The following is a 23,686-nucleotide window of genomic DNA, read 5'->3' on the forward strand; positions in this document are numbered from 1 at the left end:
CCAGACGATGGATGCTCTCGATTCACCCATCCACTATAATGGCCACCCGCTCCCCTGACCACCATAGAAGAATCATGAGTCGCGAACGCTTCGAGAAATTTAAACAAGTACTGAGACAGCGCCAGCCCGATATGACCGTGCTGACCGATAAAGTCCACAAGGCACAGAACATCTCCGCCATTTTGCGCACCGCTGAGGCGGCGGGCATCGGCACCCTCCATATGGTCAAACCCGAACGCGGCCATTTGGTGTATCACAACACAGCAGGCGGTATTGGCCGCTTTACCGAACAGGTCGTACACGAGAATATTGAGCAGGGTATGGCTCACCTAAAGGGTCAAGGCATGGCACTCTACGCCGCCCACTGGTCCGACCGCGCCATCGACTACCGCGAAGCGGACTACACCCGCCCCTTTGCCCTGGTGATGGGCGCAGAGAAGCATGGCTTGAGTGATTACGCCTCGCGCGAGGCCGACGCCCATGTGACCATTCCCATTATCGGTTTGGTAGAGAGCTACAACGTCAGTGTCGCCGCCGCCATTATTTTGCAAGAGGCGATGCAACAGCGGCAAAAAGCCGGCCTGTATGAGCGCGAAGTCAACGAAGACGAGCACTACCACACCACACTGTTTGAGTGGATGCACCCCAAAATGGTCAGATACTGCAAGGCGCACAAATTACACTACCCCGCTATTGATGAAGACGGCGATATCATCCCCCCCAAAGATGAGCGCTACCGCCGCCCCTTCGATTCACACGAAAAGTAAAAACGGGGCGAAAAGTGAGAACTAGGCGATATATTAGCCACCCACCGCTACCGCACCCGCGCCATGGACTAAACTCAAAGAAAGTCCCTGCGGCAGGAGGCACATCATGGCACTTAAATCACGGAAAACCCTAACTGCGCTCTGCACATTAGCGCTTGCGGCTGGCTTTCATTCAGCGCTGGCGCAAAGCGATAACGAGCGCATTATCGAAGAAGTGGTGGTTTCGGCCCCACGCGCACCCGGCCCCACACCACCTGCGGCTATAACCGAGTCAACCGGCGAACAAATCAGCGATGAAACCCGACAAAAACTCGGCAACCGCCTGCAAGTCGGCTACGACCCTGAGCTAGAAGCCATCCGTCACCGCCCGCCGGCCTCTCACAGAAACAATCGAACAAATGAACCGATCCCCGTCACCGTGGTGCACGTTGGTTTTTAGCAAGCGATACCCCCAGACTGGGCCGATGCTCACCCGTCGGCCCCGCCCATCCTTTATGCAGGCGTTACAGATCGGTTCTCACCGCCAAGCGGCTGGGCCTCACACCCTATTGTTTCTCTAACAGCCAAAATTAGCATGATTTTGTGAACCCTATTAGAGGCACCCTATTGTCGACAACAGGCTTGCTAGCTATGCTATGGCGATTGCATCAAAACTAACTAAAGACTGAAATAGGGACAGACCAATGACCATATGGAAACCTTTATTAACCGCCACACTGGCCGCCAGCGCTACCCTTTTAATCGGCTGCAGTGACACCGGCCCAGAATCAAGCCAAACCAGCAGCGCCTCTGCCTGCCTACTAGACGCCGCCCAGTCGCCCTGCGACCTACTCACCATCGAGCGCGCTCGCACCGTATTCCCCATGCTGCCAGAAAAAATCGATATCAATGAAAACCTCACCAAATACAGCTCAAGTTGCCGCATTAGCTGGCAAACCGGACGCAAATCAACGGTGGGGTCAGGCAACTTCGCCATGGAGGTTGATGTAGACGACGCCTTGGAGCTGAGCAACATTCGCCAGGTCAATGCCGATACCTTTATACGCCAACACCGGACCCTGAGCGACGAAGAGAAAGCACAGGCGGCCAAGCAGGCAGCTCAAGCCGTTGACGCTAAAGCCAAAGATGGCACGATCGATAAAAAACATGTCGATATGGGCAAAGACTTTGCCAAAAGTCTGGTTAATAAAATGCAGTGGGACCCCGTTACCGGCTTAGGCGATCAAGCCGCCTGGGGCGGAGTCGGCCGATTTAAAACATTGAATGTACTGCTGGGTGACGCCATGTTTAGCGTACGGGCCGAAGTCAGCAACGAGGAAACTAAAACGCTGGAGGCCAGTAAGTTGGCCGCACAAATGATCGTCGATACCTGCCAGTAGAAGACCTAGAAAGTACGGCGCAATAGCAACGAGTAACCTCTAACGTTTAAGGCCCCGCCATACTCAATCGCTGGCGGGGCCTTTTTTTATGCGCATTGATCGAGCCCTAAAATTAGGGGGAGCTGATAACCTCACTCCAATGACGGCCGGCATCAATCGACACGAAGTTCGACCCTTGACGACAATCTAACTTTATTTCTGGCGCTTGAACCTCAATATCGCACTGGCGATTGGGCAGCCTTACCTCATCCCAGTCCGCGTCCTCTTCATCATAGCGAAATAAAAACGTTGTGCGTCCATCTAAATTAACGGGGTCAAATATATAATCATCACCAACGCGGAAAAAACGCGTTTTTTCCGTCACATACTCTGACCACCCAATCGCCGAAGACTCTCCCGTTTCAACATCAAATATAACGCCACGTGGCCGGGCGTCTGCGGCTTTGTAATCATGCGTCAAAGGTCCGGCAAACAAGAGGTCGTCATGAAATGAAAAATGCGGGGCCGTGTACGTCTGGCTGAGCCTTACAGAGTGTGTCGCCCAGTCGCCGCCCTGATTGGAGGACACCTGCAACCCACCAACGCCATCGCCCGCCACCCACAGAGATGGCGCGACCGCCAATGCCGCCACCGGCTGATCTGGTGCCCGATTAAGCGGCACTATGTCATTGTCACAATAGCAATAAATATCGCCAAAGCTATCGACAAAATAATGCTCACCCACGGCACTATGTTGAACTGCCGGCTGCAATGCGGCTAATGTTTGAGTGGGTACGATGCGACGCGCCCCCGATTGGCCTACAGCCACAATACCCAACTCACCAAAGCTCACATCGCCCTGCGACTTCAACGCTAAAAGATTGGTATTGGCGAATGATAGTCGAAAATCCGAAAGCTTATCTTCCGGCAAATATTGAATATCAGCCTGCTGGTAATCCGATGCGGCTAAGTGCGAGCCTAACTCGGGGTAATGCGACTGCAAATATCGCTCGGCCATACCTGGATCGGTCAATGCCACAATAGCTCGCTTCGAGCCAGCCTTATAAATAGCCAACTTACCGAGAGACGTCACTTTGCCCGCCTCGACGGTAAAGGGAATATTCATCGACAAGCTCCTCCAGTACTTACCTTGATACCCATAGTTTCGTGTAAAGCCCGTCAACCTATAGTGACCTGGGGCCAATCGAATAGCTGAGTAATTGTTACTCATCCAGCCACGCACCTCTGCATCAACCAGCACATTTCCGTACGACCACTCGCCAGCGGTTGAAAAAAACAAAAGCCCGTCTTTGCCTAGGGGCTTATCTTGCAATGGCTGAAAAGAAGAGCATCCGCTCAAAAGGAACAAAAAGCAGAACCAATAACGCTGAAACATACGACAATCTCCTGAATATAATTATTTTCCTAGTGGGACTATCGCGACTGCCAGCGCCCCTGTCAAGGCAGACGCCAGCAAGGTTTCCAACATTGCCCGAAGAGTTCATATTAAGCGACCCGCATTTTTGGTATATTAGCGGCCTAAACACCCATCCGAACAGATTTCAACCAGCCGCAGAGGGCTTGATGGCAGATCAGAATTTTCAAATCAAAGGCACCAACGTCACCTCTATGGTGCTTGACCTCTACCACTACCAAGCCGACGAATTTGCCGCGGCACTGCGGGCCAAGATTGAAACCGCTCCGCTGTTTTTCACAGGCTCCCCACTGTTCTTGAACTTGGCATCTTTCAACGGCGAGCTAGACAAAGCCCAACTGCAGAGCATTGCAAACCAGTGCCGCAGTGCGGGCTTTCAGTTGTACGGCTTTCGCGGCGCCGAAGAGTCGGTGGCACAACTGGCAAAAGATGTGGGGCTGGTGCATTTGCCCACCCCGCGCCCGCGCACCGAGGCCGAAGCCCCGCCTGCTGAGCCGGCAGCCGCTCCTGCGGGAGTGAGCAGCAGCTTACCCGCCAAGGTTATTCACAAGCCGGTGCGTTCGGGTCAACAGGTTTACGCCGAGGGCGCCGACTTAATTTTACTGGCTCCGGTCAGTGAAGGGGCTGAAGTCATTGCCGATGGCAATATCCACGTATACAGCGCCTTGCGCGGCCGGGCACTGGCAGGGGTGCGCGACAACCCCAAGGCGCGTATATTTTGCCAAAAGTTGGAAGCCGAGTTGGTCTCGATTGCCGGGCAATTTATACTGCACGACGGCATCGCCGCCGAAGTATGGAAAAAGCCGGCCCAGATTTTTTTACAAGACGATTCTATTGAAATTGCCGCACTGTGACAGTGCCAACACTTTTTGAGGAAACACCGTGGCTAAAATAATTGTTGTAACTTCCGGTAAGGGTGGCGTTGGTAAAACCACATCGAGCGCCGCTATTTCGACCGGCCTTGCCCTGCGCGGACACAAAACCGTGGTTATTGATTTCGATGTAGGCCTGCGCAACCTGGACCTGATTATGGGTTGCGAGCGCCGCGTGGTGTACGACTTTGTTAATGTCATTAACAAAGAAGCCAGCCTGAAACAGGCACTGATCAAAGACAAACGCACCGAAGGGCTGTTTATTCTGCCCGCCTCGCAAACCCGCGACAAAGACGCGCTCACCTACGAAGGCGTAGAAGCGGTGTTAAACGAGCTGGCCGAAGACTTCGACTATATTATTTGCGACTCCCCCGCTGGTATTGAGCAGGGCGCGCAAATGGCGCTCTACTTTGCCGAAGAAGCCATTGTAGTGACCAACCCTGAGGTTTCCTCGGTGCGCGACTCCGACCGCATATTGGGCATACTGCAAAGCAAATCGCGTTTGGCCGAGCAGGGCAAACAAGTCAAAGAACATCTGCTATTAACGCGCTACAACCCCGAGCGCGTCGCCAGCGCCGAAATGTTAAGCGTGGCCGATGTAGAAGAAATTCTCGCCATTCCGTTGCTGGGTGTTATCCCCGAATCTGAAGCGGTACTTAAAGCATCCAACCAAGGTGCCCCGGTCATTCTCGACGAAGAGTCGGAAGCCGGCCAAGCCTATTGCGATGCCGTCGCCCGCCTGGAAGGCGAAGACGTTGAACACCGCTTCCTGGAAATGCAGAAAAAGGGCTTCTTGAAGCGCCTGCTAGGAGGAAAGTAATGGGCATAATTGATTACTTTATCAACAAAAAGCAGCCCTCCTCGGCCTCTGTCGCCAAGGAACGTCTGCAAATTGTAGTGGCGCACGAGCGCAATCACCGCAACCAACCCGATTACCTGCCGCTAATGCAACAGGAAATCATCGAGGTGATTCGCAAATACGTCGACATCGACCAAGATCAGGTGTCGGTCCAGCTCGATGATGACAACGACTGCTCGGTACTAGAGCTAAACGTCACCCTGCCCGACCGCTAACCGAGCGGCCCTTGCCTCTATGGGGTAAGGGCCAACCGCGTTATAAACGGCCAGCACTTCCAACGGCAAGCACCAAGCCCCCATTATTCATCCACTGGGCTTTTGACGCCTCGCTGCTCAATACTCACCACGTGAGTGTAAATCTGAGTGGTTTCCAGACTGGTGTGGCCTAACAACTCCTGAATGTTGCGAAGATCCGTTCCTGAGCGCAATAACTGAGTTGCAAAGCTATGGCGAAACGTGTGGCACCCCGCCTTTTTATGAATATTGGCCGCTTGCAAAGCACGCTTCACCTGCCGCTGGACCTGTTGCTCACCAATATGGTGGCGTCGCTCTACACCAGAACGCGGATCAATGGAGCGGTGGGCAGCGGGAAATACATATTGCCAAGCTGACTCTTTAGGTGCCTTGGGGTATTTTCTTGCTAAGGCATCAGGCAAATACACCGCACCATAGCCTTCACCTAAATCTTGGCGGTGAATCTCCAGCGCACTTTCGATTTGCTGATGTAAAGGTTCCAACAACTTCGCTGGCAAGAGCGTTCTACGCCATTTGCGCCCCTTAGCTTCTCGCGCAATTAAACAATTATTGGCAAAGTCAATATCCTGAACTCGCAAACGCACGGCCTCCATTACCCGCAAGCCACTCCCATACATAAGCGAAGCACATAACCATGCGACACCCTCCAGCTGATCAAGTACCTGTCTAGCCTCATCGTGACTTAACACCGTTGGTAATGTTTTCGGGCGTACTGAGCGCTGAAACTCAAGTTTACCAAGGAGTTGATTAAGAAACTGGTTGTACAAAAAAGCCAGCGCATTCAATGCCGTTTTCTGAGTATTTGCCGAGCAATAACGCTTAGTAGCAATGTGGCACAAATAACGGTCTACGTCTGCGCTATGCAATTCTTCCGGCTTTTGCATCTTATGAAAACGAATATAATCCACCACCCAGGTACAGTATGTTTTTTCGGTTTTATACGCCAACCCCTTAGCGCGGATAAAAGCACGAAACCGGTCCATAAACCGAACAGGCTTACTGGGCAGCACTTTTGGAATATCGTCCATCCCCACACCTCAAAGCTGTATATTCATACAGGTTAAGAGTAGTACGGTCTATCCGGATAGTCAAAATAGTCCGAGTGACGTCTATCTCGGCTGACTATTACCAATGTTCGTAATAAATGTTTATGATTCAATTGCTTAGCAATGACTGTAAAGGCCGGGATAGGCGTCAACTCTGCGACGTCTATCCCGGGTTAAATTAGGCGACAAACAGCTTGAAACCTTGACCAGCCATAGGCTGTGAGATAGTGTCGATTTTTAATTAACCGAGATAGATGTCTGGGGGGCGGTTTTTTGCCCCAGACACCTATTAAAATGTTATGAGAATTCCAGCTAGGAGCGTACTCTTTTTTGATAGAGTCAGTTCAACTACATAGTGGAACCTTAAACTTTTTCCGATATTTGATGCGCTAGTTTATGAATCCTTGGTCCAGAAATGAATGAAACCAGTCCCGCAGCAGGCCATGCTAATATCCATGCCGACATCCAGTAGTTAACAAAATCATTTATTAAACCGACGTTTATAAACGTAACCCATGCCGACATAAAAAATGTCAGAACAAATGACATTAATATTGCGAAAATAAATCTGTGCTTCATTTTGGTTTCCTCGTGTCTTTAAATCATGGGATACAAGATACTTGCTTCCATATTTGCCGTATATGTGTATTATTAATAACCTCATTCTCAAATTTGTAAAGCCATGTTGGATAATCTTAAAATTTTCATTTCTGCTGCGGAGCAGCGAAGTTTATCTGGTGCAGCCGAAGATCTGGGAATGACTATTGCCACGGTGTCGCGGCGTGTGAATGAGTTAGAGCAAAAATTACAATGTGAATTGTTCCATCGATCAAATAAAGGGCTCCGTCTAACCTCTTCAGGACAAGCTTATTATGAGGAAACTGCTGATTTCATTCATGCGTTAGATTTGCGATTGTTGAATTTAGAAAGATCCCTCAACAGCTTGGAGGGGGAGCTTAGAGTCATGGCACCCACAAATATCGGCAATGGCCCGCTTAACCAATTCTGGCGTTCGTTTGTGGAAAATAATGCTGGAATTTCATTGAATATCTTACTGGGTGATCCGGGTGATGATGTAATTTCTAACCAAGTTGATATTGCTATACGGTCTGGCCCACAGCAAAACTCGTCGCTGATTCAACAAAAACTCGGTACGATTAAACCGATTTTGGTGGCTTCGTCTGCCTTTAAAGACCGTATGCCCAAAGACCTCTCAACTTTGGAATTACTTCCAAGCATTGCCGCACAGCTATTCAGTGAATGGACGTTAAGTAACGGCGACGAAGAGCGATTGATTAATAAAAAACATAACCACATAAGCAATGATATGGCTGTTACTTTAAACTTGGTTAATGCTGGTGCGGGAATCGCTCTTTTACCAATGAGTATGGTTTATCACGAGATTGAAAATGGCACTTTGATACGAATATTGCCAACATGGAGTGGAGTTCCGCGTGAAATATCGCTTCTTTGGCCGAAAAAGCGAACGCTTTCGGCCCGCTCTAAAAGATTTCGAGAAGAGTTAATTGAATTTCTTAGAAAGCAAGCCTGGTTTAGTATGGCATTTTGATGGTTATCGTAGATAATCATTATAAATAGGGATTAAATCTCATAACAAGAAAATGCAGCCGAACGCTAACGCGTCGGCTGATTTAGGCGTTAGTTGCCCAAAGGAGAAGTTCTGATGTCGCGTGTAAACCGCAGTGCGGATTGTGGTAATTCGCCTAAAAACAAGATGACAGAGGATATTGCAGTGGCACTGGAAATTCGAAACATTGAATTTCTTGCTACGATCCTGGATTCAGAGGCTACATGGAACTATGTGGGCGGCTCTGTGACGACCGCAGAAAATATCCTTGATCACGTTGGCGCCCTAAATAAACCGACCAGTCTGACGATTGATCGTGTCATGTCTCACGGCAAGGTCGGCGCCGTCAACGGAGAGACCAAACAAGGGAAAAGCCCGCAACGATTCTGCCATGTCATAGAATTCACCTCTGTAAAGTGTAACAAGGTTTTTCGAATTGAGTCATATGGTGGCTAAAGTGACATGGGCAACTAACAAAGCAATTAACTACGCGCCTGCGGCGCCGGACGCTCGTACCTCGCGCCGGTTATTGCGGCGTTATGTGCCAAGATGCATGATCTCACCTGACACGATAGTGTAGATATTAAAATGTCAGAAAACTCAAAAACATACTTTAAAAGTGAGGTGGATCGTCTTTACGGCGAGGAGTTATTTCGGCCTGAGTTATATGTCCAGGTAAGGCAATCAAGAGATTTTATGGAGAAATACCATACTGAAAAAATTAAACTAAATGATTTAGCTGCGGCTGCATTTATGTCTCGATTTCATTACGTCAGAATATTTCAAAGAATGTATGGTTTAACACCAAGATGTTATTTAAGGGATTTTCGTATTTCAAATGCCAAAAAGCTTTTAAAAAAGGGGCTGCCAATCACTCAGGTCTGTTTCGACGTCGGTTACGAGAGTTTGCCAACATTCTCTGCAGTCTTTAAAAAGTGTACGGGTTATACGCCAAGTGAATATCAGAGAATTCAAAAAAGCAATCTAGAATAAGTATTTTTACACACTCAAGCTATCATTGATTTTTCTTAACTGATAAAGAGCCTATAGAGAATGATCAAAATATACGTAACAAGTGTTCCAGTTGAAGTTCAAGAAAAGGCATTGAATTTTTACACAAGTGTTTTAGGTTTTATAAAGAAAAAAGATATTCCCCTAGGAGAGCACAAGTGGCTAACCGTAGTGTCTCCAGAAGAGCAGTCTGGAGTTGAACTTTTGCTGGAACCTATGAGGTTTGAGCCAGCAAAATTATACCAACAGTCATTGAAAGAGGCCGGTATCCCTTGGACATCCTTCGCTGTTGATGACATAGATAAAGAGTATGAGCGACTCGCAGAGCAAGGAGTAGAATTTTCAATCCCTCCTAGGGAAGCTGGAACCGTCAAAATTGCTGTGTTTGATGATACATGTGGAAATTATATCCAACTGGTGCAAGAGCTGTAGAGGCATAAGTTTGGTGGAATTAACACATAACAAAACCAGCCAGCAGGAATCAAATAACCGCCGCTTCGCTTTGGTTTTTCGGCTCCTGCTGGCGGCGTTAGGCGTCTTTACGAGAGAGTTGAAAAATTAGTGAATTGACAATTTGGACATTAGACTGGGTACCTGAGGGGCCTCGTGGATATGTGCGCGATTTACGCTTGCGATGGGCGTGCGAGGAAGCAGGACTGCCGTACAATGTGCAAACGATTCCGTTTGAGGATCGTGAGACTAACCACCTGATGCTCCAGCCCTTTGGGCAAGTGCCGTTTATGAGCGATGGTGAACTTCAGTTATTCGAAAGTGGCGCTTGTCTCCTTTACCTTGCACAGAAAACCGAGAAGCTGATGCCGCGTTGTGCAATCGAGCAAGCGCACACAAATCAATGGATATTTTCAGCACTGAATTCAATTGAGATAGTCAGTGTTCCTTGGTGGTTTTTGAATATTTCTGGTAATGCCGAGAATGATCTAACGAAGTGGTTGAGCAACCGACTCGATCAACTCGAGGCTATTCTTAGTGAGCGAGATTGGTTGGTAGCTGATACATTCACGGTAGCTGATTTATTGATGGCTGATGTACTTCGAGTGCCTTCAGTGCGCGCTTACGGTAACCGTCCAGCAACAGAAGCTTATATAATTCGCACAACTGATCGGCCCGCTTTTAAGAAAGCTTATGCAGACCAGATGGTACATTTCGAACTCGCAGACGCGAGTCGGGCTTAATGGGTGCCACACCCGCTTAACAAGCGACTGTGGCGCAATACTGTAAGTATTACAGTATAAAAAGCCAGTTTCCTATTCCAAGTCATCTAAATCGCTGCGCGTGGCGTATTGACTTGAAAGAGGAAAATACTGTGAACGATTTACTTAGCGAAGAAACCACCCAGCGAAACCCACACGGTTCAACTTTAGACCAGAACCTTTCCGGCTCTGGCCAACATTCACCGCGACTGCCCTGCCGGGGTTGCATGAAAAGCTGCAAAAACTACGCAACCTGTAATGGCAAACCCTGGCAAGAAAGCAAGGTACATGGCGCTTAGAAAGTGAAGAGCCAGGTCGAACCGTTTTTCTTAGGAAAAGCTCTGCATGCTTGTTTATACCCTTGCCTGTGGCCTAAACCGGTATAAATGGCCTTCTTAATATTAGGATAAAAGCCGCATTAAATAATCTCGATACAACAATATTTGTTTTACCAGACCCTCATTGTTTTTATAGACTCGGCTAAACAGAATCTGGGCAGCTTTGTGGCCGCGGTCATTAATGCGCGGCAAGCTGAGCTCGCTTGATTGCTACACCCTTCACAACTACCCACTCAATCGAGTTATAAGCTTCGACAGATTCCAGCGGATTATCCGCCATCAGTAATAAGTCGGCGCGCTTACCCTCGGTCACCGTCCCCAGAGTATTGGTTAAGCCTAAAAGCTCGGCATTGCGCACGGTCAATGCGGCAAATATATGTGTAGGCGCAATCCCCTGCCCGACCCAGTGCTGTATTTCCTGGTAGCCATTCAAGCCGGGAAACTGGGTGTACACCGGGCCACTGGGCGTGTCGCTGCCAAAAATCAAGTCGCCACCGGCCTCGCTAAATACCCGGGTAAATGTTTGTACACCCGCGATTGGCTCGGCCATTACGGCGTTAACGGTGTCGTGCAGATGTGGCGAATCTGGCCCACCAAAACCATGGCTCATATCTTCAACAAACCACTGCCCGGCTTCCGATTGATACCACTGCCTTAACGCTTGGGGCATTGCAGCCTTTACCAGCGCCTGCTCAAAGAAGTTGGCACTAAACAACTCGCGCTCACCACTAATAACCTGAATAGTGGGTTGCACGCCGATACCGGCCTGGGCGATGCTGTTCGCCAGCGCCCGCAGAGCGCTGATATCACTGACACTCACGCCGTGCCAGGGGCCGTGCGCCAACATGTCGACCCCAACCTCTAGGGCAAACTCATACGACTCTCTGCTGTTTCCATGTAAAAAAACCGGCAACTGATGCTTGTGCGCTTCGCGAATGAGCGCCTTCATAGAGTCAGGTGAAGGCACAGGTAAATTGCGTAATCGACCAAAGCCCTTCTCATAAAACGTTTTAATGCAGCGGGCTTTGGTGTTAGCAATACGCTCAACCAAAGCTTTGGGCTTATGCTGATCACTGCCCGGCGTGACGGCCATTAAGTCAGGCTGATTTTCATCGTATAAGTAGTACTCGGCAACGGGGGATGTGAGTTGCTCCTCGGGTGCCAACCACGCCATTGGGTAGCCTCCCGGAATCGGGGTGCCCACGCAGTGGTAAGCCGTGGGGGCTAAGGGCTGGCGGTTCCACTGCGCCATAAGCTCATCGGTGCTGATTAAATCCAGCACCGTGGTAAAACCAAAGTAAAGATAACTTTTCGGTATTTGCGCGAGCGCTTGGTCGCGAACCTTAGCCGGCAAGGCGTCAGACTCTCCCGGCACTCCCAGCAGGTGTACGTGGCTATCGATAAGACCCGGCGCCAGATATTGCCCGCGACCATCAATTACTTGCACCGAGTCTCGCCTGCCGGGTGGGTGCTTTGCACTGCCAACACCGATAATAGTACTGCCTTCAATCACAACATCGGTTGGCTTACTAACCCCATTGACTGACACAATTTTAACATTCTCAATAATCAACACATCGGCTTCGGCCCACGCGGTATAGCTACCCCCTAGCGCGAGGCTCAGCAATGTGATGAGCGATAGGTATTGCAAGAACGGCATAGGTTACTCCCTTTAAATTTGTGAATGCCTGTGCCTCCACATTGCCCCAAAAGCCGGTATGATGCGTCCCAAAACGCAATTTAGGACGCGTAAAACACGAATCAGGACATCCCGCATTTACTATGAGCTTCTTAGTTATCTGTTTTAGTGTGTCGGCCGTGATGTGTGCGATTATCGCCACGGGGTTTCTCAGCAGTCGCGCGCTTAACCCCAGCTGTGCGCGCTGGCTCGGGTGTAATTACTCGCTGTTTGCCGTCCAAACGGCATTAGGGGTTCTGGTATTCACCAATGTATGGCCCGAGGCGGCTTTTGTTCGCGCGCAGTGCGCCATGCTGCTCGGCCCGGCGCTTTATGCTTATTTTGCCAGTGTACTGAGGCCCGGCTTAACACCCTCCCTGTGGCACTTGGCTCCGGCACTGGCGATGTTCGCCGCCTTAATAACCCATTGGGGGGTTGCCATCGACCCTCTAATTATTGCCAGCTTCAGTGCCTACTGGCTGACAGTGCTCTGGCAATTATTGGCACACCGTGCAGCGCCAGCGCCCTCGGCGGCCAAGCGCTGGCTGTGGATACTGGTGCTATTTCTGCCCATTAACATTGTGGTAGAAACGGCCACCAGCCTTGAAATTAAATGGGGTACGCCACCAGAACAAAGTATCGCGCTGCATATTGGCAGCGTGGTGTTCATGCTTTTTCATACCGTCACCTTATTATTTATGGTGGCGCGAGTGCCGCTTATTGAATGGATGCACGAGCTAAAACTGCCCTCTGGCCGCCCGGCAATGACTATTGACGATAAACGCCAACTGTTTGCGCGCTGGCAAATACTGGTGGAAGAGAGATCACTGTATAAGGCAGACCCGGCCATTACCGTCAGCCGTGCCGCCCGCCTGTTAAGCGTGCCCGCGCGCCAGCTATCACAGGCAGTGAATGGGGTACACGGGGCAAGCTTTTCACAATACCTAAATGACGTACGGGTGGATAAAGCCAAAGCCCTACTGAAAGGTCAACCGCCTATCGGTATGACCGAGGTTTACCTCGAGGCGGGTTTTGGCACCAAGTCACAGTTTCATCGGGAGTTCAGTCGAGTTACCGGCCTTACCCCCAGCGCTTATCGGGATGGCCCTGAAAATTCTTAACGGTCACTTTACACTCATGGGCAAAAGCCTCAGGTACAATAGCGCCACCAGTAATTGTTAAATTTCAGTAAGCACTGACGCCTTCGGACCGGTCGCGCCCAGCGTGAAACCGGGTTCTCCCTTTTTTATTTTTTAAGAGCCTACTTAAACGTGCAACACGACAACGAATCAACTCAACCCAAGCTTAGCAAGGGCGCCATGTGGATGATTGAGATCGCCTTAGCGATAGGCGGTTTTGGTATTGGCACCGGGGAATTTGCCGCCATGGGTCTTATGCCTCCTATTGCCGAAGGGTTGGGAGTCTCGGAGCCGCAGGTGGGCCATGTGATCAGCGCCTATGCGTTTGGCGTGGTAGTGGGCGCGCCGCTGTTGGCTGTATTTGGGGCCAAGCTTTTTCACCGCAACTTATTGCTACTGCTGATGGGCTTTTACGCCATCGCCAATATTGCCAGCGCCCTGGCCCCCAATTATGAAACTCTGCTCGGTTTTCGCTTTATAGCCGGCCTGCCCCACGGCACCTACTTTGGAGTGGCAGCACTGGTGGTGGCAAGTTTAGTGCCGCCCAGCCAGCGCGGTAAAGCCGTTAGCCGTGTGATGGTGGGGCTGACGGTAGCAGTACTGATTGGCAACCCTATGGCGACCTGGCTGGGGCAATCCATTAGCTGGCGCTACGCGTTTGCCTTGGTGGGGGTTATCTCGGTGCTTACCGTCATACTGATTTATATCTATGTGCCGCTCAATCACAATCAACTGCGCAACAACCCCATGGCCGAGCTAAAAGCCTTTAACAAGCCCGAGGTATGGCTGGCATTGATGATTGGCGCCACGGGCTTTGCCGGTGTGTTTTGTGTATTCAGTTATCTGGCCCCGACCTTACTGAACGTCACTCAAGTGCATCAAAACTGGATTCCCATCACCATGGCCACCTTCGGTCTAGGCGGGTTCTGCGGTAACTTTTTAGGCGGCTGGCTGTTCGATAAATTTCAATTTAAAGCCGTAGGTGGCCTTCTGCTGTGGAGCATTGTCGTACTGCTGCTTTACCCACACACCACCGCACACCTTTGGAGTATTCTGCCCGCCGTATTTTTGGTCGGCACCATTGCTGCCATATCGCCCCCACTGCAGACCCATTTAATGGACGTTGCTGTTGGCGCGCGCACACTGGGCGCCGCCTCCCACCACGCCGCCTTTAACACCGCCAACGCCATAGGGCCCATGCTGGGGGGCTTTGCCATATCGGCTGGGTTGGGTTGGAGTTCTACCGGCTACATGGGCGCGATCACTGCGGTGCTCGGTTTAATGTTTTATGGCTTGGCGGTAAGACGTGAGAAGAGCGATGGGCGATTGTCATAAATCGCAAGCTATGCCAATACCAGCGTAACGACCTATCCAATAGTTTATCGTTTAAAAAACTGCCATTGTATGGGTCAAAATTTATACCCATCTAGAAAATTAATTAACTCAACAGTATTGCGCTTGGATAATATGAAACACCATACCCAAGAGAATCGAAACTGATGCATGAGCTCGACTCTTTACAACCTCTGTCATTTACAACTCCGATAGACCTCGGGGAATGGCTACAAGAAAACCACAACATCAAGAATGAGCTTTGGATTAAAATATTCAAGAAAAATTCCGGGATTCAAAGTGTGACTTGGGATGAGGTAGTAATCGAGGCTTTATGTTGGGGTTGGATTGATGGCGTCAAAAAGTCAGTCGATGAACAAGCTTACGTGCAAAGAATAACGCCCCGAAAACCCCAAAGCAACTGGTCAAAAAGAAACACGAAGCACGTGGAACGCTTGATAAGCGAAGGTCGAATGCAAGAGCCAGGGCTTGCACACGTGCGTGCAGCAAAAGCCGACGGCCGCTGGGATAACGCCTACGTTGTCAGTGAAGTCGAAGTACCAGCCGACTTCTTAGCCGCGCTAGAGAACAATCCACCGGTAAAACAATTTTTTGCGACCCTTAACAAGTCGAGTCGCTACGTAATCGCTTACGGATTAATCAGCGCAAAAAAAACTGAAACACGACAAAGGCGATTCACAAAATACATGACCATGCTTAGCAATAGACAAAAGCCTATATAGATTGCATTCGAGGGCCAATTGATCCGTAAATACAATCTAACCCGAGACATGGTTAGTCATACGGAATATTGAATATAGTACCTATACAAAATTCGACTATAGTCGCCGCGAAGACCAAATAAATGAAGCTGTACTGCTCGTAGTAAAAAGCGGCTATCAAGGAAGTAAGATAGGAAAGAAGCTATGGCTGAGAATTAAAAAAGCCTGTAGTGCAGACAGTCAGGAACAAATTCTCGTAAAAACCAACAAGAAGGGTGCTGGAAAATTCTACGAAAAGCTCGGCTTTAAGCATTATATGGACTTTGACTCTCCTCTGCATAAATTGGTAACACCCAGTAGCCAAGCGTGCATCTACCCTGTACCTAATACGTTTAAACTGTAGATCATACCCTCATTCTTGATTATCTCTCGTCTCAATCCATATTGACAACTCGCCCCTAAAATTTCAGATTTTGTAACCACATTCAAGAAGTGTTAAGTTTATCGATAACTTCCGCTTAATTATTACCTACAATGCAAAAAAACATTCGGCAATTCACAGAGAGTATATAGACCATGAGTCCGTCACAAAAACGGCATAAATGGAGTAAAAAACGTATAGCGCTAACAATCGCTCTGGTGTTCGCCACCTTGCTATTAATCATACGGGTGAGCCTGCCAGTTGCCATTGAGTGGGGGCTGAACGAGCGTATTCTCAATAATTTGGGCGATTACAGCGGCCATGTGGAAGACGTGGACCTGGCCCTGATAAGGGGCGCCTATGTCGTTGAGTCACTCACCATCACCAAAAACGGCGGCGAGCAATACAAACCCTTTTTAAGCGTGCGACAAACAACCATAGGCGTAGACTGGCGCGCACTCACCCAAGGTGAATTGTTTTTAGAAATTATTATTCGCGAGCCCAAGGTAAACTTTGAAGATGCCGCGAACGCCGAAGATGCCCAGTCGGGCCAAGGTGGTAACTGGCAAACTCTGCTGGATGAACTGACCCCTGTCGCTATCAACACGCTCCACATACACAACGGCGAGCTTAACTTCTTTAATCGTGATTCCGACCCCAAAGTCCACCTAAGCGCCGATAAGATTAACCTCAGCGTTGCCAATTTAACGAACATCAAAAACGCCAGCGGCGAACGTATCGCCTCGGCAGCGTTAAACGCTCGCCTGTTCGGAAGCTCACCGCTCAGCGCAGAGGCACGATTTGACCCCTTTGATTTTAACGACTTCTCGGTGGCGGTAAAAACCGACAACTTTCAGCTAAAACAAATTAATGACTTTGCCAGGGCTTACGGCAACCTTGATTTTGCCCAAGGCCACGGCAACATTTACGCCGAACTGCAAGCCAGCAACGCGGAACTTAACGGGTATATCAAACCCTTTTTTGAAGATGTTGAAATTCTCGATTGGCAACAAGACGTAGAACAACAAAACGATGGCGTACTGCAGTTTTTGTGGGAAGGTGCGGTCGATATTGTCGAGTCAATTTTCAATAACCAAAAAACCAATCAACTGGCCACTCAAATTGATATTGAAGGCACGCTAGACAACAACGACGTTCAAACCTGGGGCGCGGTATGGGGTGTGGTTAAAAACGCATTTTTTGCCGCATTCGAAGAGCAGTTTAATCGTATAACACCGCTAACCCCCATCGATGAAGACGCTAATGCTGAACGCACAGGTGGCGAGAGCTAAAACCTAGAGCCGCGCCGCGACAACGCTCGCAAACTTATATACGCCCTATTGCCCCTGACGATGACACACTGCACGATGTATGTCATCGCCCGACACTACGCACCAAATACAACGTCCGCCGGCTGCAATCTGTTAAGATTGTCGGCCACCCCCTTATTGTGTATTGATATGACCCCTTGGCAATTACTGGGCACCGCTGACATTCCCAACAACGGCGGCACTCTGCGTTTGGCGCAGCGCGATAAAGAGTTCTCTATTTCTCTGCAAGGTGTGCGCGGCGAGTTGATGAACAGCCGCATGCACAGTTCGGAACTGGCACTGGCCGACTTAGGTTGTGCACCTATTGCCAATACCGAAAACGCCGCCGTTTTAGTGGGCGGCATGGGTATGGGTTTTACTTTAGCGGCCGCGCTTAAGGCAACGACCGAGTCCACCAAGGTTATCGTGGCCGAGTTGGTGCCCGAGGTTATCGAGTGGAACAAAGGCCCGCTGGGCGAGTGCGCGGGGTTTCCACTTAACAATCCCCGCACGCTTGTACACCTGGGGGATGTCGCGGAATTATTCCAAGATCAAAAACCGGCCTTTAACGCGATACTGCTGGATGTAGACAACGGCCCCGAGGGCTTTACTCGCGCCGACAATACCAGCTTGTATTCACTCGATAGCCTACACGCCATTCGCAGCACGCTGCACAAAGGCGGTGTACTGGCGGTGTGGTCAGCCTGGCACGACCCGGCGTTTACCACGCAGCTGAAAAAAGCCAAGTTTAAGGTAGATGTAAAGACTGTGCGGGCGCACAAAGGTAAAGGGAGTAAGCATACGATTTATTTGGCGGCAAAGGGCTAAGGTTTTGCCTTGCAGAGCTGTATCTCGGGCGCTTGTACCTTGTAAGCTATGCTACTGAAACAACCCGACGCACGCTTGCAAACCATAGGGGCACCTGATGACAGATAAACGCAAACACTCGTCCAAAGTAGTCGACGGTATTGAAAAAACGCCCGCCCGCGCCATGCTGCGGGCCGTGGGCTTTACAGACGATGATTTTAAAAAGCCCCAAGTCGGCATTGCCTCTACCTGGAGTATGGTCACGCCCTGCAATATGCACATCGATAAACTGGCTGATGAAGCCTGCGCAGGTGCCGACCAGGCGGGCGGCAAGGGCGTGGTGTTTAACACCATTACTATCTCCGATGGCATATCCAACGGCACCGAGGGCATGAAGTACTCGCTGGTGTCCCGCGAGGTGATTGCCGACTCTATTGAAACCGTGGCCGGTTGCGAGGGCTTTGACGGGCTGGTAGCCATTGGCGGCTGTGACAAAAACATGCCCGGCTGCATGATCGGCCTGGCCCGACTGAATCGCCCGTCGGTGTTTGTCTACGGCGGCACCATTAAACCCGGTGCCAACCATACCGATATTGTCTCGGTGTTCGAGGCCGTGGGGCAGCACGCCCGGGGCGACCTATCCACCATAGCCGTTAAACAGATCGAAGAAACCGCCATACCCGGCCCCGGCTCTTGCGGCGGCATGTACACGGCCAACACCATGGCCTCTGCCATCGAGGCGTTGGGTATGAGCCTGCCGGACAGCTCCGCGCAAGAGGCGGTGTCGAGTTCCAAAGCCGAAGACTGCCGCCGCGCCGGCGCCGCTGTGCTCGATCTGCTAGAGCAGGACATTAAGCCCACCGACATCATGACTCACAAGGCCTTCGAAAACGCCATTACCATTGTGATTGCCTTGGGCGGCTCGACTAATGCTGTGCTGCACTTACTGGCTATGGCCCACGCCGTAGATGTGCCGCTTTCGCTGGATGACTTTTCGCGCATCGGCCAAAAAGTCCCGGTACTGGCCGACCTGCGTCCCAGCGGGCAGTACATGATGTCCGAGCTAATCGCCGTAGGCGGCATTCAGCCGCTAATGAAAATGCTGCTGGATAAGGGGCTGCTGCACGGCGATTGCCTGACCGTGACCGGCAAAACCCTGGCCGAGAACCTGGCCGATATTAAGCCCTACCCGGCCGAGCAGGATATTATTCACGACTTTGACAACGCCATTAAAGCCACCAGCCACTTGGTTATCCTTAAAGGCAATCTGGCACCCGAGGGCGCGGTGGCCAAACTGACCGGCAAAGAGGGGTTGGTGTTTACTGGCAAAGCGCGGGTCTTCCACTCGGAAGAAGAAGCGCTAGAGGCCATCCTGGGCGGCACCGTTATTAAAGGCGATGTGATCGTCATTCGCTACGAAGGCCCGCGCGGCGGCCCCGGCATGCGCGAAATGCTCAGCCCCACCTCGGCCGTTATGGGCAAAGGCTTGGGTAACGATGTCGCGCTAATCACCGACGGGCGATTCTCCGGCGGCAGCCACGGTTTTGTGGTGGGCCACATCACCCCCGAGGCCATGGACGGCGGCCCCATTGCGGTTATCGAAAACGGCGACGAAATCACCATTGATGCCGACAGCGCTCAAATTACCCTGAATATTCCCGAGGCAGAAATTAAAGCCCGGCTGGCCAAATGGCAAGCGCCCGCGCCGCGTTATACGCGCGGGGTGTTGGCTAAGTTTGCCAAGACGGTGTCGTCGGCTTCGGAGGGGGCGGTGACGGATAAAGAGTTGTGATGCGCGCTTGCCCGGCGCTCACCGAAAGTCAGACTGCAGAAAAAGCCAAGGATTGATCTTTGGTTTGGATATCGCTAACGCGGGCTTTGGTTGATATGCCCGTGTCGCCGGGCGTGGCCCAGGCCGGCTTCTCTGCCTCCGGCATTCACCTTCTCCATGGCGTGGCGATGCTTGCGCACACGCAGCCCAGGCTGCCCTCTCTGTCGCTTCGCGCCATTCACCTTGTCCTGTGTGCTTACCCCCTAAAAAAGGCCTGCGCTCGGCTGGCTGCAGGGGAGCCAAAAACGGCGCTTCGTAGTTGGTTGAGTCGCCGCGATATCACATTCATTGGTCTACATCGTCATACCGGCCTTGAGCCGGTATCTAGTGGCTTTTTGGCTACGGAGTGCTTTGGGTTGAATTGGTGGGTTACCACCTCGCTGGCCGAGAAGCTCCGAAAAACAGTTCAAAGGTTGTAACCGTAACCACAGGTTTAGTTCGTCCATAAGGCCAAATAATAAATGCTAGGACTCGGGGGCGTAGTTAGCTTTGGCCGCTTCCTTTGCTAAAGCCATTCAAATAAACATTAATTAGTGAGTCATTGGGCCGTTAGTTGGGCTTTGTGTGAACGGCAGGCACTGATGCCCGACAGGCTGTAGTCGCGCTCGCTCTGTGCCGCCTCGGTTCAAATAATGTACAACCTAAGGCTGGCCAGATATACTAAGAATCTTTGAGAGCCTCGGAGAACCGTTATGCCTCTTAAAGCCACTTCAGTAAGGCTGGATGACGAAACCCTGGCCCGAATCGGACAAATAGCAGAAGCCATGGACAGGCCTCGCGCCTGGTTAATGGCCGAGGCCATTAAACAATATGTCTCCCGGGAAGAATGGTTTATCCGCGAGGTAGAGCAAGGCCTGGCCGCCGCTGACGATAACCGCGCCATCGACCACGCCGACTTAAAAGCCCGGTGGGAGGCCAAGCGTGTAGCTCAAATGGACTGACCTCGCCGCGCAAGAAAGCAGCTCTATTATAGCAATAGATGTTGTACTGTCGATTATTAACACCGCAGAACTGATTTTACCCGCCACCCACAAGCAGGCCGCCAAGGTCGAGTTAAAAGCACGCGTGAACTCGTCATCGACGGCCTGCCCTTTTTGCTCGTCTATCGAGAAGCGGCTAGCAGAATCGACGTGCTTAGAGTTTTGCATAGCTCGCAGCAGTGGCCAACGGCATAGGCAATTCCCGGTTGCCAACACCACCGAACCGTGGCACGATTTACCACGCAGCGCGTAAGGACTATGGTTGAACTTCAAGCTTGCCAGAGGGCAGGTCGCCATAACCTTAGATTTAGCCAGTCAGGAAGGTGAGATAATAAAGGGCAAAGCCCGGAGTGCAGCGCAGTCAGTCTTTTCTCTCCTTTCAGCCCGTTAAATCACTCGCGAGAAATTTAATATAGAGCGGGATGGTTTATGCATTTTTATTGTGTGAAATTTAAGACTCGTAGTCTGTGTTGTTCCACATGCATTTCTATAATCCTCTGAAAACTTTGGGGTTTTTATTGCGTTTCGGGTGCATAAAAGACCTTGCCGGGTCTCGTTAAACACAGCGGCTTCTTTTTAACGGGTGTAGGCTGTACGAGCGCGGCGGATAAGCATCTGATTTTTATAGGGATTTGTAAAAAATAAACGATAAAGAGGCGTGATTTCGTGCTGTTTAAACGAAATTCCGCCTAATATACTGTTAGGCTTACATATGAAATCTTTTATCGCATCTATGAAGAGTAATATTTTAGTCATCTTTAGCTTACTTTTTCTATTAGCTATTGGTGGCCTTTGCGTAGGTTCGTTTTTCCATACTTTTAGTGGTGGCGTTTCATATGATCAGCAAGACTGGGGTAATTTTGGCAGCTATCTTAGCGGAACAGTTGGTGTCCTAGCTGCATGTCTAGCCGTAATATGGCTTATGATCTCCGTACATTTACAAAAAATAGAACTTAGCAGTTTAAAGGCTCAGTTAGAGGAATCTGAAAAAGAGCAACAAAAACAAACTCATATCAGTGCGCTCACTGCTATGTTAAATTCAAGTGCTCAAGCGCTTGCCCTGTATCAGAGCGATCTTATAGCTTTAAATGATGGTGATGCGCACCTTGACCCGATGGATAATAGAACTGGTGTTCATTCAAAAATTGATCTCCATTCAAGAATGCACAAAGAATTAGATAAAATAAACTTCTATAAAACTAAAATGGAAGCTTATTTATTGGAGAAATATCCTGAGCCCGAGGTGCCTTCCTTTGAGCCTGAAGATGACGATTTACCATTTTAAACCCATCCTAACAAGCGGCTGCAGGCTGACAGCTGGTGCTACGCGCCTTTTGCGTTACTCGCTGTCGCTCAAACAATAACACAAAATACGCTCCACACCAGCCGCAGCTGAGCCGGGCGTTATACGAAAAAGGCAATCACACTAAATGAATTTGGGTAAGTACTCCAAGCTTGTCGATCTAGAAGCAAAAAATGAGCTTCAAAAATGCCTATATGTGGCCTTTTATCTTAAGGCTACAAAGGGGCATATTGAGTTTTCAGTCTCAGATATTGTTGCGGTTTTTGAAAAGCTACATTTTTCCAAACCTAATATATCTAGGTTAAAGAGGAATATTTCATCCTCCAGAGACTTTATTCGCGGTAGTGCCACGAGTCTATACAAAGTTCATGGTAAGACCCTGACTCAGCTGGAAAAAGAGATTCCGGAAGTGTCTGAGAAATCCGAAGAAATAGTATCTGATGATTTAATACTGCCTGAATCGCTATTTTTGGGTACAAGAGGTTTTATCGAATCATTATCCAAGCAAATAAATGCATCGTATGAAAACAACCTTTTCGATGGCTGTGCTGTGTTAATGCGGAGGCTCTTGGAGATTCTGCTTATACTTTCATATGAAAAACAAGGTATAGAGTCTCAAATAAAAAATAGCGATGGCAGTTACAAGCTCCTCAATGGCATTGCTGCTGATGCCAAGGCCAATTCCACTTTAGGCCTTTCAAGAAAGACCAAAGATAACCTTGAAAAGTTTCGATTAGTCGGGAATTTTTCAGCACATAAAATTTACTATACCGCAAAGCGTAAAGATATTTCCGGAATCTCTCAGGAGTATAGAGCTTCAATTGAAGAGCTTTTGTATAAATCAGGTTTAATCAAATAGGATATATAAATGGAAACTACACGGGTAAAAATAAATCTTCACTCTGGCGAAATTGAGCTAGAAGGCAGCGAAGAATTTGTAGAGAGTCAAATGGAAAACCTCGATTCAATTATTGAGCTTCTTTCGTCTGTACGGAAACCTGAATCTACTGATACTAACAATGATATTATTGGCGAAACTGAGGATGAAACACCTCAACAAGAAGGCCAGAGCCAAGGGAATATATCAGTTCCTAACTCTTTCGGAGAATGGATGCATAAATTCAAAGATGACGTCAATGATCTAGAGAAGTGCCTATTAACGGCATACTATGTCCAAAACGGCTCTCCGCAAAATGATTTCAAAACACGAGAGGTTAATAACTCTCTTAAAGAGCATGGAATTAAACTATCAAATCCATCCACGTCATTAAGACGGCTAGTTGAGAAGAAGTTACTATTCCAAACAAGAAAAAATGGAGCCGTGAAATTTATGCGAGTATCGCAAGATGGCATGCAGCTGCTTAAGTCCCTGCTACGGTAATTGTATAACAAGTTGCGCAAGCGGGACATGAACTTGCCCCACT

At 49.6% G+C, this 23,686-nt stretch carries 27 protein-coding genes; 23 read left to right on the forward strand and 4 right to left on the reverse strand.

What is annotated here, in order from left to right; all coding sequences use genetic code 11:
* Positions 1–74 precede the first annotated feature (74 nt).
* From trmH to Q4526_RS05945, 3 genes are all read left to right on the forward strand, one after another.
* Positions 75–767, forward strand: coding sequence for a tRNA (guanosine(18)-2'-O)-methyltransferase TrmH (trmH, locus tag Q4526_RS05935; RefSeq protein ID WP_215976003.1), 693 nt, complete (start codon positions 75–77; stop codon positions 765–767).
* A gap of 106 nt (positions 768–873) precedes the next feature.
* Positions 874–1,206, forward strand: a complete 333-nt coding sequence (locus Q4526_RS05940; RefSeq protein ID WP_215976004.1) for a hypothetical protein — start codon at positions 874–876, stop codon at positions 1,204–1,206.
* Between the two features lie 244 nt (positions 1,207–1,450).
* Positions 1,451–2,146: a hypothetical protein gene (locus Q4526_RS05945; RefSeq protein WP_215976005.1), complete on the forward strand. Its 696-nt coding sequence runs from the start codon at positions 1,451–1,453 to the stop codon at positions 2,144–2,146.
* A gap of 112 nt (positions 2,147–2,258) precedes the next feature.
* Here Q4526_RS05945 and Q4526_RS05950 read toward each other — a convergent pair whose 3' ends face one another.
* Complete coding sequence (locus Q4526_RS05950; RefSeq protein ID WP_215976006.1) at positions 2,259–3,521, reverse strand: hypothetical protein; 1,263 nt, start codon at positions 3,519–3,521, stop codon at positions 2,259–2,261.
* A gap of 188 nt (positions 3,522–3,709) precedes the next feature.
* On the opposite strand from Q4526_RS05950, the gene minC reads away from it, so the two are divergent.
* From minC to minE, 3 genes are read left to right on the forward strand one after another with little or no spacing between them, the layout of a single operon-like run.
* A complete protein-coding gene (gene minC, locus Q4526_RS05955; protein ID WP_215976007.1) occupies positions 3,710–4,414 on the forward strand; it encodes a septum site-determining protein MinC in 705 nt (234 codons plus the stop codon).
* Positions 4,415–4,442: 28 nt separating this feature from the next.
* A complete protein-coding gene (gene minD / locus Q4526_RS05960) occupies positions 4,443–5,252 on the forward strand; it encodes a septum site-determining protein MinD (RefSeq protein WP_215976008.1) in 810 nt (269 codons plus the stop codon).
* Positions 5,252–5,506: a cell division topological specificity factor MinE gene (gene minE, locus Q4526_RS05965; RefSeq protein WP_215976009.1), complete on the forward strand. Its 255-nt coding sequence runs from the start codon at positions 5,252–5,254 to the stop codon at positions 5,504–5,506. Before minD ends, minE begins: the two co-directional genes overlap by 1 nt.
* An 83-nt stretch (positions 5,507–5,589) precedes the next feature.
* Here the strand turns inward: minE and Q4526_RS05970 are convergent, their stop codons facing one another.
* A complete protein-coding gene (locus Q4526_RS05970; protein WP_215976010.1) occupies positions 5,590–6,573 on the reverse strand; it encodes an integron integrase in 984 nt (327 codons plus the stop codon).
* Positions 6,574–6,954: 381 nt separating this feature from the next.
* Positions 6,955–7,170 carry a DUF2798 domain-containing protein gene (locus tag Q4526_RS16470; RefSeq protein WP_190332756.1) on the reverse strand — a complete coding sequence of 72 codons (216 nt, stop codon included), beginning with the start codon at positions 7,168–7,170 and terminating at the stop codon, positions 6,955–6,957.
* A gap of 103 nt (positions 7,171–7,273) precedes the next feature.
* On the opposite strand from Q4526_RS16470, the gene Q4526_RS05975 reads away from it, so the two are divergent.
* The 5 genes from Q4526_RS05975 (at position 7,274) to Q4526_RS05995 (ending at position 10,383) form a co-directional block, all read left to right on the forward strand.
* Entirely contained in the window at positions 7,274–8,161 is an 888-nt protein-coding gene (locus Q4526_RS05975) for a LysR family transcriptional regulator (protein WP_190332757.1), read from the forward strand.
* Between the two features lie 114 nt (positions 8,162–8,275).
* Positions 8,276–8,635 (forward strand): hypothetical protein, encoded by a 360-nt coding sequence (locus Q4526_RS05980; RefSeq protein ID WP_215976011.1) that lies wholly within the window; start codon positions 8,276–8,278, stop codon positions 8,633–8,635.
* Positions 8,636–8,767: 132 nt separating this feature from the next.
* Complete coding sequence (locus Q4526_RS05985; RefSeq protein WP_215976012.1) at positions 8,768–9,172, forward strand: helix-turn-helix transcriptional regulator; 405 nt, start codon at positions 8,768–8,770, stop codon at positions 9,170–9,172.
* 60 nt (positions 9,173–9,232) lie between these two features.
* Entirely contained in the window at positions 9,233–9,622 is a 390-nt protein-coding gene (locus Q4526_RS05990; RefSeq protein WP_303609553.1) for a VOC family protein, read from the forward strand.
* 182 nt (positions 9,623–9,804) lie between these two features.
* Positions 9,805–10,383, forward strand: a complete 579-nt coding sequence (locus Q4526_RS05995) for a glutathione S-transferase family protein (protein ID WP_215976013.1) — start codon at positions 9,805–9,807, stop codon at positions 10,381–10,383.
* A 534-nt stretch (positions 10,384–10,917) separates the two neighbouring features.
* Here Q4526_RS05995 and Q4526_RS06000 read toward each other — a convergent pair.
* Positions 10,918–12,399 (reverse strand): amidohydrolase family protein, encoded by a 1,482-nt coding sequence (locus tag Q4526_RS06000; protein WP_215976014.1) that lies wholly within the window; start codon positions 12,397–12,399, stop codon positions 10,918–10,920.
* A gap of 122 nt (positions 12,400–12,521) precedes the next feature.
* Here Q4526_RS06000 and Q4526_RS06005 point away from each other — a divergent pair, with 122 nt between their 5' ends.
* The 12 genes from Q4526_RS06005 to Q4526_RS06050 all read left to right on the forward strand — a co-directional run bounded on the left by Q4526_RS06005 (position 12,522) and on the right by Q4526_RS06050 (position 23,643).
* The gene (locus Q4526_RS06005) at positions 12,522–13,538 is read left to right on the forward strand and encodes a helix-turn-helix domain-containing protein (RefSeq protein WP_215976015.1); all 1,017 of its coding nucleotides are present in this window, start codon (positions 12,522–12,524) and stop codon (positions 13,536–13,538) included.
* A 150-nt stretch (positions 13,539–13,688) separates the two neighbouring features.
* Positions 13,689–14,891 (forward strand): MFS transporter, encoded by a 1,203-nt coding sequence (locus Q4526_RS06010; RefSeq protein WP_303603775.1) that lies wholly within the window; start codon positions 13,689–13,691, stop codon positions 14,889–14,891.
* A gap of 164 nt (positions 14,892–15,055) precedes the next feature.
* A complete protein-coding gene (locus tag Q4526_RS06015) occupies positions 15,056–15,631 on the forward strand; it encodes a YdeI family protein (protein ID WP_215976016.1) in 576 nt (191 codons plus the stop codon).
* A gap of 118 nt (positions 15,632–15,749) precedes the next feature.
* Positions 15,750–16,013, forward strand: coding sequence for a GNAT family N-acetyltransferase (locus Q4526_RS16475; protein WP_368411095.1), 264 nt, complete (start codon positions 15,750–15,752; stop codon positions 16,011–16,013).
* 173 nt (positions 16,014–16,186) lie between these two features.
* A complete protein-coding gene (locus tag Q4526_RS06020; protein ID WP_215976017.1) occupies positions 16,187–17,323 on the forward strand; it encodes a DUF748 domain-containing protein in 1,137 nt (378 codons plus the stop codon).
* A gap of 168 nt (positions 17,324–17,491) precedes the next feature.
* Complete coding sequence (locus tag Q4526_RS06025; protein ID WP_215976018.1) at positions 17,492–18,169, forward strand: hypothetical protein; 678 nt, start codon at positions 17,492–17,494, stop codon at positions 18,167–18,169.
* Positions 18,170–18,266: 97 nt separating this feature from the next.
* On the forward strand, positions 18,267–19,940 hold the full coding sequence (ilvD, locus tag Q4526_RS06030) for a dihydroxy-acid dehydratase (protein WP_215976019.1): 1,674 nt from the start codon (positions 18,267–18,269) through the stop codon (positions 19,938–19,940).
* 731 nt (positions 19,941–20,671) lie between these two features.
* The gene (locus Q4526_RS06035) at positions 20,672–20,920 is read left to right on the forward strand and encodes a CopG family ribbon-helix-helix protein (RefSeq protein WP_215976020.1); all 249 of its coding nucleotides are present in this window, start codon (positions 20,672–20,674) and stop codon (positions 20,918–20,920) included.
* A 135-nt stretch (positions 20,921–21,055) separates the two neighbouring features.
* Positions 21,056–21,154 carry a hypothetical protein gene (locus Q4526_RS16480; protein WP_368411096.1) on the forward strand — a complete coding sequence of 33 codons (99 nt, stop codon included), beginning with the start codon at positions 21,056–21,058 and terminating at the stop codon, positions 21,152–21,154.
* A gap of 517 nt (positions 21,155–21,671) precedes the next feature.
* Positions 21,672–22,244, forward strand: a complete 573-nt coding sequence (locus tag Q4526_RS06040) for a hypothetical protein (protein ID WP_215976021.1) — start codon at positions 21,672–21,674, stop codon at positions 22,242–22,244.
* Between the two features lie 145 nt (positions 22,245–22,389).
* Positions 22,390–23,121: a DUF4145 domain-containing protein gene (locus tag Q4526_RS06045; RefSeq protein ID WP_215976022.1), complete on the forward strand. Its 732-nt coding sequence runs from the start codon at positions 22,390–22,392 to the stop codon at positions 23,119–23,121.
* Positions 23,122–23,130: 9 nt separating this feature from the next.
* Positions 23,131–23,643, forward strand: coding sequence for a hypothetical protein (locus tag Q4526_RS06050; protein ID WP_215976023.1), 513 nt, complete (start codon positions 23,131–23,133; stop codon positions 23,641–23,643).
* Positions 23,644–23,686 lie beyond the last annotated feature (43 nt).

This window comes from Gilvimarinus sp. 2_MG-2023 (genome assembly GCF_030547685.1).
Classification (GTDB): domain Bacteria; phylum Pseudomonadota; class Gammaproteobacteria; order Pseudomonadales; family Cellvibrionaceae; genus Gilvimarinus.

Coding starts and splice junctions, on each gene's coding strand:
- trmH (WP_215976003.1), top strand. CDS start 75: ATGAGTCGCGAACGCTTCGAGAAATTTAAACAAGTACTGAGACAGCGC.
- Q4526_RS05940 (WP_215976004.1), top strand. CDS start 874: ATGGCACTTAAATCACGGAAAACCCTAACTGCGCTCTGCACATTAGCG.
- Q4526_RS05945 (WP_215976005.1), top strand. CDS start 1,451: ATGACCATATGGAAACCTTTATTAACCGCCACACTGGCCGCCAGCGCT.
- Q4526_RS05950 (WP_215976006.1), bottom strand. CDS start 3,521: ATGTTTCAGCGTTATTGGTTCTGCTTTTTGTTCCTTTTGAGCGGATGC.
- minC (WP_215976007.1), top strand. CDS start 3,710: ATGGCAGATCAGAATTTTCAAATCAAAGGCACCAACGTCACCTCTATG.
- minE (WP_215976009.1), top strand. CDS start 5,252: ATGGGCATAATTGATTACTTTATCAACAAAAAGCAGCCCTCCTCGGCC.
- Q4526_RS05970 (WP_215976010.1), bottom strand. CDS start 6,573: ATGGACGATATTCCAAAAGTGCTGCCCAGTAAGCCTGTTCGGTTTATG.
- Q4526_RS16470 (WP_190332756.1), bottom strand. CDS start 7,170: ATGAAGCACAGATTTATTTTCGCAATATTAATGTCATTTGTTCTGACA.
- Q4526_RS05975 (WP_190332757.1), top strand. CDS start 7,274: ATGTTGGATAATCTTAAAATTTTCATTTCTGCTGCGGAGCAGCGAAGT.
- Q4526_RS05980 (WP_215976011.1), top strand. CDS start 8,276: ATGTCGCGTGTAAACCGCAGTGCGGATTGTGGTAATTCGCCTAAAAAC.
- Q4526_RS05985 (WP_215976012.1), top strand. CDS start 8,768: ATGTCAGAAAACTCAAAAACATACTTTAAAAGTGAGGTGGATCGTCTT.
- Q4526_RS05990 (WP_303609553.1), top strand. CDS start 9,233: ATGATCAAAATATACGTAACAAGTGTTCCAGTTGAAGTTCAAGAAAAG.
- Q4526_RS06000 (WP_215976014.1), bottom strand. CDS start 12,399: ATGCCGTTCTTGCAATACCTATCGCTCATCACATTGCTGAGCCTCGCG.
- Q4526_RS06005 (WP_215976015.1), top strand. CDS start 12,522: ATGAGCTTCTTAGTTATCTGTTTTAGTGTGTCGGCCGTGATGTGTGCG.
- Q4526_RS06015 (WP_215976016.1), top strand. CDS start 15,056: ATGCATGAGCTCGACTCTTTACAACCTCTGTCATTTACAACTCCGATA.
- Q4526_RS06020 (WP_215976017.1), top strand. CDS start 16,187: ATGAGTCCGTCACAAAAACGGCATAAATGGAGTAAAAAACGTATAGCG.
- Q4526_RS06025 (WP_215976018.1), top strand. CDS start 17,492: ATGACCCCTTGGCAATTACTGGGCACCGCTGACATTCCCAACAACGGC.
- ilvD (WP_215976019.1), top strand. CDS start 18,267: ATGACAGATAAACGCAAACACTCGTCCAAAGTAGTCGACGGTATTGAA.
- Q4526_RS06035 (WP_215976020.1), top strand. CDS start 20,672: ATGCCTCTTAAAGCCACTTCAGTAAGGCTGGATGACGAAACCCTGGCC.
- Q4526_RS06040 (WP_215976021.1), top strand. CDS start 21,672: ATGAAATCTTTTATCGCATCTATGAAGAGTAATATTTTAGTCATCTTT.
- Q4526_RS06045 (WP_215976022.1), top strand. CDS start 22,390: ATGAATTTGGGTAAGTACTCCAAGCTTGTCGATCTAGAAGCAAAAAAT.
- Q4526_RS06050 (WP_215976023.1), top strand. CDS start 23,131: ATGGAAACTACACGGGTAAAAATAAATCTTCACTCTGGCGAAATTGAG.